This is a genomic window from Nocardia sp. NPDC056100 (assembly GCF_042266325.1).
Taxonomy (GTDB): Bacteria; Actinomycetota; Actinomycetes; order Mycobacteriales; family Mycobacteriaceae; genus Nocardia.
In genome coordinates, this window is the sequence record NZ_JBHJVY010000002.1 from 551340 (window position 1) to 564999 (window position 13660).

Sequence of the window (13660 nt, forward strand, 5' to 3'; positions counted from 1 at the left end):
CTAGACCGCCACCCGCTCGACGGCGTAATCATGCGCGGCGGCAACCGATTCCGAGAGCAGCGCACCGGCGTGGGTGCTCAGCCCGGCGGCCAGTCCGGGATCCGCGGCGGTCGCACCCCGCCAGCCCTTATCGGCGAGCGCCACCACGTACGGCAGGGTCGCGTTGGTCAGCGCGACCGTCGAGGTGTGCGGCACCGCGCCCGGCATATTCGCCACGCAGTAGAAGATCGAGTCGTGCACGCGATAGGTGGGCTCGTCATGGGTGGTGGGTCGCGAGTCCGCGAAGCAGCCACCCTGATCGATCGCGATATCGACCAGCACTGAACCCGGCTTCATGTGCGAGACAAGGGCATTGGACACCAGCGTCGGGGCCTTCGCGCCCGGCACCAGAACCGCGCCGATGACCAGATCCGCTTCAAGCACCAGGTTGTCGATCTCGGTGCGATTGGACACCACGGTGCGCACCTGCCCGTGATACAGATCGTCGATCTCGCGCAGCCGTGCGACATTCAGATCCAGCACGGTGACATCGGCACGCATCCCGTGCGCGATGGCAATCGCATTGCGCCCGGCCACACCCGCGCCGATGACCACCACATTCGCGGGCCGCACGCCCGGCACGCCCCCGAGCAGCACGCCGCGCCCACCGCCACTGCGCATCAGGTGGTACGCACCGGACTGGGTCGCCAACCGCCCGGCCACCTCGCTCATCGGAGCCAGCAGCGGCAGCGATCCGTCCGCGGCGGTGACGGTTTCGTAGGCGATGGAGGTGATTCCGGAGGCCAGCAGCGCATCGGTGCAATCGCGCGATGCGGCCAGGTGTAGGTAGGTGAACAGCACCTGCCCGGCCCGCAATCGCGAATACTCTTCGGCCACCGGCTCTTTCACCTTCAGGACCAGATCCGCCGCACCCCACACCTCATCGGCGGACTCCAGCACCCGCGCCCCGGCATCGAGGTAGGCCGCATTGTCGAACGAGGATCCGATTCCGGCATCGCTCTCTATGTAGACCTCATGTCCGCGATGCACCAACTCCCGCACGCCCGCGGGCGTCGACGCGACCCGGTACTCGTGATTCTTCACTTCGCGGGGGATTCCGATCCTCATTCAGTACTCCCTGAACGTCAGCGACTGCGGCCGAATGACCGCTCACGGAGAGTATGAATATGATTCGAATCCATCGCTATATCTCTGAATATAATTCTGCAGACGCAGCATCCATCATTCAAAGTCGCTGAATTGTGGCGCCAGTCACCCGCTCAGCTGAAGGATCTTCGCCCGCCCGCCGGAACTCGCCGGGTGAGCGACCGGTCTGCCGCTGAAACGCGCGCTGCAGGGCGCGCGGGTCGGTGTACCCCAGCCGGGTCGCAATCGACCGAATCGGAAGATCGGTCTCCCGCAACAGTTCAGCAGCCTGCTCGTGACGGATCGCGTCAACCTCATCACGCCAACTGGTGCCCTGTTCGCGCAGTCGCCGCTGCAGCGTGCGCGGGCTGATCGACAACCGCTGCGCAACCAGCTCGAGCCGGTATTCACCACCCCGAACCGCTTCGTGCAAAGCCATCCGCACCCGATCACCCTGATGCGGCGGCAGTTTCGCCTCGACCAGCAGCAGTTCGGCATGCCGTCGATGAATTCGCCCGAGCTCCGGATCGCTACCGGTTGGCAACTCTGCCACGTCGAGAAATGTCATCTCGGCGTACGGTGCGTCGAATTCGATACGGCCGGTGCCGAATACATCCTTCAGATGCCGATGCTCACGAGGCGCCGGATGCCGAAAGCTCACCCGAATGGGCACCAGATGTTGCCCGGTGGCCTCACGCGCCCGCTGCAACATCACCGACAGCGTGAACTCGTCGACCATCCCCAGAATCGGCCCGGGCTCAACCGCCGACAAATCCCGCACCGTCAACAGTCCACCACTGACGATCACCTCGGCCCCACCGCGCGGATCAGCCACCACCGCACGCATTCCCGTCACCGTCCGCAAACTCTCCGCGAGCGTAGCGCCACTGGTGAACAAGTAGTCCCACACCGTGAGCCGCCCTCGCGTCGCGGTCGCCGCCACCCGCAACCCCGACCGATGCCCCACGGCCGCATAAAGCAATTCCCACATCCGCCAAGCGGACTCGGTAGGCACCCGCACCAAGTCATCCCCCAGCACCGCGGCGTCTACCCCCAACCCACCCGCCAACTGCGCCCGGCACACCCCAGCCCGCAACGCCGTCTCCCACACCAGCGACGCCAGCCGCGAGGAGATGGTGTTCTCGATCATCGAAGCACCCTATCCCCAACCACTTGCTTCCACCTGGTGGTTTCGCCCAGGCCGAATCCGGGATCCTCCACGGAGCGAAAACGGGCGGTAGGGTCGGCGGTGGTGCCCGTGGGCGCGGAGGATATGCCTAGCAAACCGTTCGGTCTTGAATTGCCGATATGCTCCGCCGGTGATCGAAGGCACCATCCCCACTCGCACCGCGCTCGTGCTCCAGCAGACCGCATTGACCGTCGGTGTGTCCCCGACTCATCTGTCCGGCGCGGTGGAGATGGATCCGGTCGCGTTGGGGGACGATCGGATACGGGTGCCTATCGAATCGGCGTGGCGGATGTGGGAGATGATCGGGTTCGCCGGCGGGCCGGGGGCGGGACTGTGCGCCAGCGCTGCGGCTGGGCGCGGGACGCTGGGGGTTTGGGATTATCTGTTTTCCAGCCGGGCGACGCTGGCTGAAAGTCTGCGCACGGTAATGGAATTGCGGTCGGCGGTGACTGATCCGTCGGTCGACTGGCAGGTGCTCGAGGACGGTGGCATGCTCACCGTTCGAGTCGGGGTGGCCGTGGAGGCCGATCCGGTATTCGTGCCGGTCGAGGAATTCGTGCTCGCGCTGGTGCTGCGCCGGGTGCGCGAGGCCACCGGGGCGCACATCATTCCGATTCGGGTCGCGTTCACCCATCGCGCCAGCGGGCGGCACGCGCATCTGATCGACGAATTCGGTACCAGCCGAATCGATTTCGGCGCCTCGCATTCGGAGATCAGTTTTCTCGACATCGCGGATCTGCCCACCGGGCGCGATCCGCACCTGGGTGATCTGCTCTGTGATTACGCGCGGCTGACGCTCGCCGGAGCGCGACCGCTGCCCTCTTGGCTGGATCGGTTTCACACCGCCGTCGCCGATGCGATCGCGTCCGGTGATCTGAGCCTGGGCACGGTATCGGCTCGAATGCTCACCAGCCCGCGCACCTTGCAGCGGCGGCTGACCGAACTGGGCACCGGCTGGCGCGACGAAGTCGACCGGGTGCGACGGCAGCGGGCCATGGACCTGCTGCGCGAAACCGACCTCACCGTGCAGGCGGTCGCCGCGCGGGTCGGTTTCTCCGATGCCCGCGCGCTGCGACGCGCCTTCGTGCAGTGGACCGGGCAGAGCCCGGCCGATTTCCGCACCGGCCAGCCGGTTCAGGCCCACCGCGGACCCCTCTGACAGCGGTGAACCGAACGACCAACCGGGCGTTGCCGCCCCGCTATGACACGAGGCGGACTATCCGGAGGTTCAGCGAGTCAGCACGGCACGGAAGTGTGCCGCGGCGGCGTCGGCGGCGGCATCGATCAGCCGCGGATCGTCGTAGAAGTCGATCTGACCGACCGAGTCGAGCCACAGTTCGGACTTGGGGCTCGACACCGTCGCGTAGAACTTGCGGGCGAACGGCGGCACCAGCGCGTTCTCCGAATGCACCATCGTGAACGGCACCGCGAGCCGGGCAGCGGCCTCGATGGTGTCGAAATCCGAGTAGGCGAAGGATTGCACCGCGTACCCGTTGGTGTAGTTCGGCACCGCGCCCCGGGAGGTGCCGTAGTACTCGTACGCCTCGCGCAACGGCATACCCACGTCGCCGCCATCGGGCGCGACCGCCGGAATCGTCTCCGCGACACCGGTTTCCCGCCACACCTGCTCCGCGGCCCGCCCGCGAGCGATGGCCTCCTGACTCGGCGGGGCGTCGGCGGTATCGGAGTAGTACCCGGCCACGCCCGCGAACGCCTGGATCCGCGCATCGTCCGCGACCGCACGCGCCATGTATCCCGCTCCCGCGCACACCCCGACCGCGACCACCGGCAGCCCGCTGGTCCGCTCATCGGCGAGCAGCGCGGTCACCGCCTGCTGAATATCCTGGGCCTTGCCGATCGGATTCTCGAACTGCCGTGGCTGGCCTTCGCTCTCACCGAAGGTTCGGTGATCGAAAGCCAGTGCGGCGAAACCGCGTTCGGCCATCGCCCGGGCATACGCACCGGCGGCCTGCTCCTTGACCGAGGTCAGCGGGCCGCTGGTGACGATCGCGGCGAGCGGCTCGCCCTCGGGCAGGTGCAGGACGCCTACCAGCTGATCGCCGTCGTTGCTGAAGGTGAAGTGTTCGGTTCTCACGCCGAAAGCCTATGGCGGGTTCGGTCACCCCAAACGGTCATCCCGCGTCAATAGGGGGACGTGGAACGCCAACCACACCATCCGGAATCATTGCCGCCGCTCACGCCGCCGCGGATTTGCTAGCCTGCGCGAGTGGGATCGGCAGGTGAGCACGCTCGACTCTGGACCGCCGACGCCAGCCCCCAGGTGGATCTGCTGGCCGCCCGCTTCGAAACGTTCGAATTCGACAAGCACAGCCATGATCAGCTCTCGGTCGGGATGATCGAACAGGGTGCGGAAGGCCTGCACATGGCGGGCGGCAAGGTGGTGATTCCGGCCGGTCAGCTGGTGATCATCAATCCCGGCCAGGTGCACACCGGTTTCGCCGCCGCCGAATCCGGATGGCGCTATCGGATGTTCTATTTCGACACCGCTCTGGTCGAGGAGCTGGCGGGCGCGCAGCTGGGGACCCGTGAGGTGTGGTTTCCCGAAACAGCGGTGCGCGATGGCGAATTGTTCGCGCGACTGCGGATCGTGCATCAGGCTCAGGAGCAGGCGACCGATCCGCTGAGCGCGGAATCGTTGCTGCTCACCGGGCTCGGCGCGGTGCTGGGGCGGCACGCGCGGGGCGGTCGCGAGCGTGCGGGAATTCCACTGCCCCGCCACGGAGTCGAGGCCGCACGCCAACTCCTGCACGATCGATGGCGCGAAGCCGTCACCGTCGCCGAACTCACCGCCGTGTCCGGGATTTCGCGCGCCACGCTGATCCCGGCGTTCCGGCAGGCATATGGTCTACCGCCACACGCCTACCTATTGCGGTTGCGCGCCAACCACGCTCGCCGATTGCTGCTGACCGGTGGGCAACCGGCGGCGGTGGCGGCCGAGACCGGTTTCGCCGACCAGGCGCACCTGACGCGAATCTGCAAGCGCTACTTCGGCGTGACGCCCGGCGCGATCAGACCCTGACCTTCGAATCCGCCAGACGATGTCCGCTCATCGCCGTGCTGAGATTTTTGTTCAATACCTCGCCCCACCCCGGCAGCCAGGCTGTGTCGCAGTAGGAAGCGACGAACCGCCTTGGGAGGCAATGATGTGGGCATTAGCGGTATCGCCGCTGGTCGTGGTGCTGGGCATGATCATGGGACTGCGCCGCCCGGCGCACTGGGCGGCCGCGACCGGCGCGGTCGTTGCGGCACTGTTGATTTGGTGGCGGCCGGAGTTCACTCTCTCCGGTGACGCCATGCGCGGGGGCGCCGGGGGAGCCGGACTGCTGGTACTCAACGCGGCCGCTGTCATGCTGCCCGGTGTCTACCTCAGCCAGGTACTCACCCGCCAAAGCGTGCACCATTCCCTACAGGAATGGGTCCGCGGGTTACCGCTCTCGGGGCCAGCGAAAATCGCATTGGTGGTCGCCGGAATCGCCCCAACAGTGGAGGCGCTCACCGGATTCGGAGTCTCGCTCCTGGTCACCGTTCCGGTGCTCCTGGCCCTCGCTCCACCCGCGACCGCACTGCGCCAAGCCATGCTCGGCATGAATATCATCCCTTGGGGCACACTGGGTTTGGCCACGGTCATCGGAGCCGCGCTCACGCAAATACCGGTAGCCACCCTCGGTACCGCCACCGCGATCACCAGCGCCATGATCTTCCCATTGGTGACGGTCTGGGCGGCGTTGCTATCGCAGCCCGAAAACCGCATCCGCACAGCGGTTCTCGCCGCCGGAGCCGGTTCGCTACTCTCCATCGGACTGCTGATCATCAACCGCCTGGGCGTCGTCCCGCCTGCCGGTGTCCTGGCCGGACTGTTCGCCACCACGGTCGGCCTCACCCTGAGCGCGATTCGACGGCATCGCATCGAATCGCAGACGATCCGATCGCAAAGCAGCACGCGCGGTGAGGGTCCCGCGGTTGCCGAAATCACTGCGTCCGAAGCGAACAGCCTGCTTGCGGCAAACGGCGCGTCCGGCGGCACCGCTGTGGTTACCGCAGGCTCCGTACCCGCGGGACGATTGCTTCCACCCGGCGCCGTTCTGCGTGCCTACGGAATTGTCTTGGGCGGCATCGCAATTCTGCGCATGGCGACCGCGGCAGGTGTCCCGACCCTGGCCCTGCACGCCGGAGGCGCGAGCTTCGCCCTGCTGTCCTCCCCGGGCCTGCCACTGCTGGCCGCCGCCCTGCTCCTGGACCGAGGCCGCCCGCACCTGCCCGACGCCCGCGCCGCCCTCACCCGCGTGACTCGCCCCCTGCTCGCCCTGACAGGTTTCGTCATCCTCGGCCGCCTCATGGCCGACAGCGGCATGATCGCCCACCTCGGCGCGGCGGTAGCCACCGCTCCCGAACTCGTTGTCGCCCTGGCTGCCCCCGCCCTCGGTATGCTCAGCGGCTTCGTCACCGGCTCGAACGTGGGCGGCAACGTCCTGATGATGTCCCTCCAACAGCAACTCGCCCCCACCGGCCTCACCACCTGGTTCGCCGCCCTCCAGAACAGCGCCGCCGGCCACGCCGTCTTCACCTCCCTTCCGATGATCATGCTCATCCTGGCGGTAGCCGGCGACCGCGCCACCACCGCGGGCATTACCGAAAACCAATTGCTGCGCTTCGGATTACGAGTAGCCGCCATGATCTACCTACTGCTTGCTTTGACGGCGGTTGTCGTGGTGTCCATAGCCTGAGCTTTCGATACTTTCGAGCAAATGGAGTCTCCTGTGAGCCTGTTGCCCGTGCTGTCCGCTGTCGAGATCGCAGCGGACAGGGTGCTGCTACGCAAGGCGCGCGCCACCGATCGAGACGGCCTCATCGAGCTGCAAACCGACCCACAAGTCTGGACCCATATCGCTGCTCCACGCACCCGCGAGGATGCCGAGCAGCGTCTCGACAGAATCGGAGGCCCAGCCAACACGACCGCCACTCCAGGCCATTTCATCGTCGCCGACAAGATCACCGACACCATGCTCGGCACCTTCGAAATCAAACGACGCCCCGCCGACTGGCCCGGCCATGTCGTGGACGGCGGCGGCGAACTCGAACTCGGCTACCTGATGCGCCGCGAAACCTGGGGCGCCGGACTGGCATTCGAAGCCGCGACCGCCGCCTTGCAAGCGACCGCCGCCGAACTCCCCGACCAGCCGGTCCTGATAGTGACCCGAACGGCAAACAAGCGCTCACTCGATCTCGCGGCCCGCTTGCGATTCGAAACCGTCAGTACCTTCGAATGGTTCGACACCGACCAGACCCTGCTCCTCGCAAGCCTGCATTCGTTCAAAGCCTGAGCGGCGCGTCGATCCCGAACTCCTGCCTGAGATGCGAGCTATCGCATAGGGATCGGTGACGTGGAGTGCACGGCGACCGACTTATCGTGCCGTCACGAGTGTTGTGTATGGCTTGTGCCAGCGATGACAACTACTGTCGCACTCGGGGATTCGAGGGTGGGCCATGGTCTCGCGCTCACCGGATGTGGTCGTATGGCTATTTGGCCGCATCCGCTTCGGATGCCCGGGGCCGCCTGCCCTGCGGCTCCTGAATGGTCCTTCTGCCAGCCATGGAAGTGACCGAGTATGAGGTTGCCCGGCCGTCGGCGGGGGAGTGCATGTCCGTGCTCTCCCGCAAACGGTGCTAAGTGTCTGACGATTCTCGCGGAAATCGAGGATTTGACAGCGTCTTATATGGCTGTAAGTTAGTCATTGTTCGACGCCAATGCCCTGCTGACCCGCAAACGGCAGGGGTCGGACCCGAGGGTCGTTCGCTGGACGCGCTGCCCCGTGTGAACAGCGGCGATGCTTCGACGCGGTGCCGGAGGAATCCCACTCCGGCACCGCGATTCGATCCTCGGCCCGGCTGGGCCGGAGGCTTCCGCGGCGCGGGAGATTCATTCACGCAGCCCGAGTGCGGCACATTCCGGACCGAATTTGATGTACGTCACTTCGCGCGTGCGGCGGCAGACGGATAGCCGATAATTTGCCAACCGGACCATCCGGATAACCACCAACTCGTTCGTGAACTTCGAGTGAGGAAGAGGGCAGTCATGGTCTGTGTACAGCATTTTCTCGCTGCGGGTTCGATTACCGCGGCTATGTTCGCGGGAGTGGCCGGAACAGCGGTAGCTGATCCGGGCGGAGCCTGGTGTTCAGGCAATATGTGTTACAACGAGAGTGACGCCCCAGCGCTCGCGACCGGCGACTACACCTGCCCCAGCGGACTGGTGTTCCCCTCGTTCGCGATCGTGCCACCGCGCACCGCGGTGCCGATCTTCCCCGCCCGCTGCTCCTGACCGGGATCGCTCAGGCTCGGCGAATATCGTGAACCGAATGCGTTTGCTGCACGGTTCCCGGCTGGTCGGACGCGCCGGGTGGTGGAGTTTCATCGTGGTCTCATGCCTGGTCGGCGGGGTGTGGTGGTTGCCGGACGGCCAGGCACGGCAGCTGGATTTCGCGTTCATAGGCAACCGATCCGCGGGCACCCTGACCTACGGCACCGGCGACGGAATCCGCCGATATGCCGATTACCAGCCCGCCGGCTGGTTCGGGTCGATCGGCAGCATTTCGACGTTCGGGATGGTCGCATTCATCGTGGTGGTCGCGGCGGCTGTGGTCGAAGCCGCCGCGATCGGCCGGTGGGGGCGTGGCATCGTGACGATCGCGGTGCCGTTCCTATGTCTGCTCCTTGTCGCATGCACACTTCCCGACGGCCGCTGGGGATTTCAGCCGAGTCTGGCGATCTCGGTCTTCGGTGTGCTCATCGCGGTCGCAATCCGCGAGACCTGGGCTCGTCTATCGGTGACCACCGCCGAGCCCAGATGAGTTGTCCCTGAGACGAATTGGCAATCGGCTACTTGAGGCGGACGTCCACGGTGGCCAGGCCGAAGATCTTGCGCCCGGCCGACTTCGCGATGAGAACGACTGTGGCGGTGCGGGTTTCGGGGTCGATCGACTTGACCTTGCCGCTGAACTCGACGTCACCAGCCGAGCCGGATTCGATGACCGTGTAGTTCGACAGGCGGGCTCCGAATCGGACGATGGCGCCCGGATCGCCCAGCCAATCGGTGATGAACCCCGCCCCCAAGCCCATGGTCAGCATGCCGTGCGCGATCACATCGGGGAGCCCGGCCAGGGAAGCGACTTCCTCATGCCAGTGGATCGGATTCACATCACCGGCGACGCCTGCGTAGTTCACCAGATCGCCTCGGGTCAGTTTGACCGTCCGCGCCGGTAGCTCATCGCCTACGGCGATATCCTCGAACCGGAGTGCGGTGTGCGGCAACCGCGTTCGTGATTGCTGCGAATACCGAGCACTCGCCTGTACCGGCTGATCCATCACCGTGTGCGGCACCGCGGACACGGGCGACGACCCGTCCAGACCACTCATGATCACCCCGTCGACCGCATCGCCGATATCGGCCCCGACCTCGTCGCCGGTAATACCGACGACGGTCGTATGCATGACATGGACGACCTCGCCGGACTGATCGGTGAAGGTATTGGTGATGGTCAGCAGATCCTTACCCGCCACCGTGCGCACCGAGGACAACTCGACATCGCTGGTCAACCGATCCCCGGCCAGCACCGGCTTATACATCTCGAAAACCTGATCGGTATGGACGAACGTGTCGTACCCGGTCATCACGCTTTCGAGCAGTACCCGATTGGCCCGCATGGCCACGATCGACGCGAACGTCGTAGGCGCGATCAGACCGTCGTACCCGAGTTCGCCGGCGGCCGGCTCGGTCCAATGCGCCGGATGGAAATCCTGTACGGCCCGGGCGTACTCGCGAATCTTCTCCCGCCCGACCTCGTAGTAGTCATCCACGCGATACCGATAACCAACCAGTTCAGCGACATCGAACGCCGTGTCCATCAATCAACCCTTCATCATTCAACCGACTCGGCTCCGAACCTACACATTCGAATTCCCGAGCGGGTGAACTCTTCCGGCGGCAGCGGTGCGTTATACGCCGCACCTGGCTGATTGGGTGAATTCGGTAGGGATCAGCCATGATTCGTCCGGGTCGGGAAGACGTGTTCACGAAGGAAAGTGCTTGATGAAGTTCATAGGCAAGGCAGTTGTCGCGGTGGCAGCGGTGGGTCTTGCGGGTGGGACAGTGATCGGTGCGGGTACCGCGAATGCGGCTGGGCTGCATGGTGCGATCGCATTCAGCGTCGAGAACTGGAGCTACGGTTCCAGTGTCAATGCGAGCAGTCGCGAGCAGGCGATGGATCTGGCGCTGGCCAATTGCAGTGAAGGCGGCCGCCCCGGCTGCTTCATCGTCGAAGCCTGGTCGAATGGGTGCGGTGCGCTCGTATATCGCAATGATCCGGCCGTCTACGATGGCACGGCTCAATACGCGGCGGGCAGCGGTTCGGGCCGCGACCGCGCGAGTGCGTTGCGTGCCGCCTACGACAGCCTCGCGCGCCACTATCCACGCGCGATGCTGGCAAATGTCGGCTCGGCTGACCTGTCGGCAACGGCGGTCAGCGTACTGTTCTGCACCGCCAACGCTCGATAAGCGGCGTTAATTCGCCGGCGAATCCATCGGTGACCGCGCCCCCTTCTGTCAATTCGGTTGGGGGCGTGGCGAACCCCGCTCACCCCACTGGAGAACTCTCCGAGATGGAACGGTCGTCGATCCAGTCGAGCACTTGCTCGCGCTGGGCGAACCGCCAACTCCCTTCCTGTTCGACATAGACGTCGAGGTAGCGCGAGTGCATCACCGCATCGCGCGGCCCAGCGGGAGTTCGATACAGGTGATGGGCTTCGCTGTACACCTCTCCGTGCACCTGACCGTCGACGACGGTGAGGGTCTGCTGGAACATCAGATGCCGCGTGGCCTCGAACATCGAAGTCAGATTCGGCACGATCGTGGCGAAATCGCGCAGTTCTCGATTACCGGTGCGGCGCGCGATCAGCTCCGGCAGCAGGATCACCGCGTCCGCGTCGAACAAGACCTCGAGCTCTGGTGACAGGCGTGAGTCGATGGCTCTGGCATAGCGATCCACCAGGTCTCGCAGCGCGAATCGAGTCTCGATATCGAGGGTGTGCACGGTGGTCATAAGAGTCCTCGCCGTCGAAGTGCCGCCCGGGCCGCAGCCGTCGCGGATGTCATCGGCGATAGTGGCCCGAACAAAATGGACCAGCAAGTCCATTCTGTGTAGAACGGAGGGATGACTCCGCGACCGCTCACTGCCAAGGGGCAGTCGACCAAGGCGCGCATCCTGTCCGCCTATGGTGCGCTGATCGTGAGCCGCGGCCTCGCGGCAACGACCTTGGATGACATCTGCGCCGCGACGGGCACCAGCAAAAGCCAGCTCTTCCACTACTTTCCGGGTGGCAAGGACGAGCTGCTGCAATCCCTGGCTCAGCGCGAGGCCGACAGCGCCATCGATCGAATGCGTGCCCGCATCCCGAGTCTGAGCACCTGGGAGGGCTGGTCGCAATGGCGCGACCAGCTCCTTGGCGAATACGATCTGGACCGCAACGACTGCCCCTCGGGACTACTGCTGATCGATCTCGGCCGCGCCGGTTCGGGCGCCCGCGCAGTCATCGCCGAATTCACCGAGCAGCTACAGCGGGTCGTCGAGTCCGGCATCGAAAGTCTGCAAGCCAATGGCTCGGTCCGAGCCGATCTCGATGCCCGCCGCAGCGCCGCGGCACTGGTGGCGGGCATACACGGCGCGAACGCATTGCTACTCGCCACCGGATCGACCACCTACCTGGCCGCGGCCTTCGATACCGCCATCGAGAATCTACGGGCCGGACCGTCTCGAATGGCGGATACGCCAATCGATTTCGGCTGACCGCCGGGGCTCGAATACCTACCACTACACCTTGTTCGACAGCCCCAGCTTGCGAACCGCGTTGCGCCACAGTGCGCGTCGGTTGGTGGCGTCCGAAGGCTCCGGATGATTGTCGGGCGGGGGAGGCGGCGTATCGCGGCGGACGAAGGCGGGGCGGAGGTCGGGGTTGGGCGGGTCGTAGTAGCGGTGGAAGGTGGGGGTGAGGCTGGCCGAGAGCGGGGGATTGATCCAGGTCCAGTCGGTGGGGCAGGCGCGGCCGGCGGCCTGTTCGCGGTCGACGTGGTCGAGGAACTGGCGGGCCACGGTGTGGTGGTCGACGAGGTGGACGCGGGATCGCTTGTAGCTGAACAGGATTGCGCGGCTGAGTTCGATGAGGGCTTGGTCGCGCCAGAGGGTGCGCTCATTGCTGCGGTCCAGGCCCATCCGATCGGCGATATCGGGCAGCACGTTGTAGCGGTTGGTATCGCCGAGGTTGCGGCCGATCTCCGAGGAGACGTACCAACCGTTGAACGGCGCGCAAGCGTAAGTGAGACCACCGATTTCGAGATCCATGTTCGAAACAGCCGGTACCGCATGCCATTTCAGATCGAGATCGGCGAACCAGGCCAGCTCCGGATGGTGCAGCGGCACTTCGAGAACGAGATCGGCGGGCACATCGAAGATCTGGACGCTCTCATCGGGCGACTGAATCAGCAAGGGCAGCACATCGAATCGGCCGCCCTCGCCGCGCCAGCCGTGCTCGTATGCGAGGTCGGTCAGGTCGAGATTGGCCGGATCGCCGACGATGCCCTGCGGGGTGCGATATCCGGCGTACCGGATGAGCTGCGAATTGATGATGCGGAAGCCGCTGCCGTCGGCATCGACGGGCGGTCCGATGGTGATGATCGAGCGGACCGCACCCCGGTTGGTGGCCTGGCGCAGATGCTCCCAGCATTCGGCGGCGAGTTCGGCCGGATTGGTCGCGGTGCGCGCATCGCGGACATCGAGCGCGCGCCAATGTCTTCGGCCCACGCATCGATCATGGTTGCGCCAGGCGAGTTTGGTGCCGATGCGCAATTCGTCGAGGGTGTGCCAATAGGTCCCGGCGGCGCGCAACCGGCGGGTCGCATCGGCCCCCCGCCCGGGTTCCAGATGCACTAGTTCGGGCTCGGCGAAGAAGCGCGCGCACTCCTGAACGCGGTCCTCGATCGGTGTCACCCGGCGCGCCAGCATCGTGTGCGCCGGTGTGTTGCGGTACGGGCAAACAAGTTCGGCCGCAGCTACGAGATCGGACTGCGCGGCCACGGTATGGGTCGTCATCGAACCGGTGCCTCCGTGGGTTGTGCCGGTGGCGGCCCGCATGCATGACCGCCTGCTTCACCTTCCCCCTCCCGCAGACCAATATCGCACGGTTGTGCCTGAGATTTGCCCGAAATCACCGATAAGAACTGGAACTACGGTCGGCAAATCTCCAGCGACACAAGCGATCTGTCATGACCAGTCGTGC

General features: G+C 65.4%; 14 protein-coding genes. 8 read left to right on the forward strand and 6 right to left on the reverse strand.

Translation table 11 applies throughout. The annotated features are described in order from the left end of the window. Positions 1–1107: an alanine dehydrogenase gene (gene ald / locus ACFC0O_RS14270; protein ID WP_375957601.1), complete on the reverse strand. Its 1107-nt coding sequence runs from the start codon at positions 1105–1107 to the stop codon at positions 1–3. A gap of 118 nt (positions 1108–1225) precedes the next feature. Next, a complete protein-coding gene (locus ACFC0O_RS14275) occupies positions 1226–2275 on the reverse strand; it encodes a helix-turn-helix domain-containing protein (protein ID WP_375957604.1) in 1050 nt (349 codons plus the stop codon). 169 nt (positions 2276–2444) lie between these two features. Between ACFC0O_RS14275 and ACFC0O_RS14280 the strand changes: the two genes are divergently transcribed. After that, positions 2445–3473 (forward strand): helix-turn-helix domain-containing protein, encoded by a 1029-nt coding sequence (locus tag ACFC0O_RS14280; RefSeq protein ID WP_375957607.1) that lies wholly within the window; start codon positions 2445–2447, stop codon positions 3471–3473. 69 nt (positions 3474–3542) lie between these two features. Here ACFC0O_RS14280 and ACFC0O_RS14285 read toward each other — a convergent pair whose 3' ends face one another. Continuing rightward, the gene (locus ACFC0O_RS14285) at positions 3543–4409 is read right to left on the reverse strand and encodes an alpha/beta hydrolase (protein WP_375957610.1); all 867 of its coding nucleotides are present in this window, start codon (positions 4407–4409) and stop codon (positions 3543–3545) included. Positions 4410–4541: 132 nt separating this feature from the next. On the opposite strand from ACFC0O_RS14285, the gene ACFC0O_RS14290 reads away from it, so the two are divergent. From ACFC0O_RS14290 to ACFC0O_RS14310, 5 genes are all read left to right on the forward strand, one after another. Further along, positions 4542–5354, forward strand: coding sequence for an AraC family ligand binding domain-containing protein (locus tag ACFC0O_RS14290; protein WP_375957613.1), 813 nt, complete (start codon positions 4542–4544; stop codon positions 5352–5354). A 121-nt stretch (positions 5355–5475) separates the two neighbouring features. After that, positions 5476–7059 (forward strand): L-lactate permease, encoded by a 1584-nt coding sequence (locus tag ACFC0O_RS14295; protein WP_375957616.1) that lies wholly within the window; start codon positions 5476–5478, stop codon positions 7057–7059. A 33-nt stretch (positions 7060–7092) separates the two neighbouring features. Further along, complete coding sequence (locus ACFC0O_RS14300) at positions 7093–7656, forward strand: GNAT family N-acetyltransferase (protein WP_375957618.1); 564 nt, start codon at positions 7093–7095, stop codon at positions 7654–7656. An 812-nt stretch (positions 7657–8468) separates the two neighbouring features. Then, positions 8469–8654 (forward strand): hypothetical protein, encoded by a 186-nt coding sequence (locus ACFC0O_RS14305; protein WP_375957621.1) that lies wholly within the window; start codon positions 8469–8471, stop codon positions 8652–8654. A 37-nt stretch (positions 8655–8691) separates the two neighbouring features. Further along, positions 8692–9183 carry a hypothetical protein gene (locus ACFC0O_RS14310; RefSeq protein WP_375957623.1) on the forward strand — a complete coding sequence of 164 codons (492 nt, stop codon included), beginning with the start codon at positions 8692–8694 and terminating at the stop codon, positions 9181–9183. A 28-nt stretch (positions 9184–9211) separates the two neighbouring features. On the opposite strand, the gene ACFC0O_RS14315 is transcribed toward ACFC0O_RS14310, so the two are convergent. Then, positions 9212–10237 (reverse strand): fused (3R)-hydroxyacyl-ACP dehydratase subunits HadA/HadB, encoded by a 1026-nt coding sequence (locus ACFC0O_RS14315; protein WP_375957625.1) that lies wholly within the window; start codon positions 10235–10237, stop codon positions 9212–9214. A gap of 184 nt (positions 10238–10421) precedes the next feature. On the opposite strand from ACFC0O_RS14315, the gene ACFC0O_RS14320 reads away from it, so the two are divergent. Beyond that, entirely contained in the window at positions 10422–10886 is a 465-nt protein-coding gene (locus tag ACFC0O_RS14320) for a DUF4189 domain-containing protein (RefSeq protein ID WP_375960714.1), read from the forward strand. 79 nt (positions 10887–10965) lie between these two features. Here ACFC0O_RS14320 and ACFC0O_RS14325 read toward each other — a convergent pair whose 3' ends face one another. Then, the gene (locus ACFC0O_RS14325) at positions 10966–11430 is read right to left on the reverse strand and encodes a nuclear transport factor 2 family protein (protein ID WP_375957628.1); all 465 of its coding nucleotides are present in this window, start codon (positions 11428–11430) and stop codon (positions 10966–10968) included. 111 nt (positions 11431–11541) lie between these two features. Here ACFC0O_RS14325 and ACFC0O_RS14330 point away from each other — a divergent pair, with 111 nt between their 5' ends. Continuing rightward, entirely contained in the window at positions 11542–12174 is a 633-nt protein-coding gene (locus tag ACFC0O_RS14330) for a TetR/AcrR family transcriptional regulator (RefSeq protein WP_375957631.1), read from the forward strand. 24 nt (positions 12175–12198) lie between these two features. On the opposite strand, the gene ACFC0O_RS14335 is transcribed toward ACFC0O_RS14330, so the two are convergent. Beyond that, positions 12199–13386, reverse strand: a complete 1188-nt coding sequence (locus tag ACFC0O_RS14335) for a nitric oxide synthase oxygenase (protein WP_375960716.1) — start codon at positions 13384–13386, stop codon at positions 12199–12201. Positions 13387–13660 lie beyond the last annotated feature (274 nt).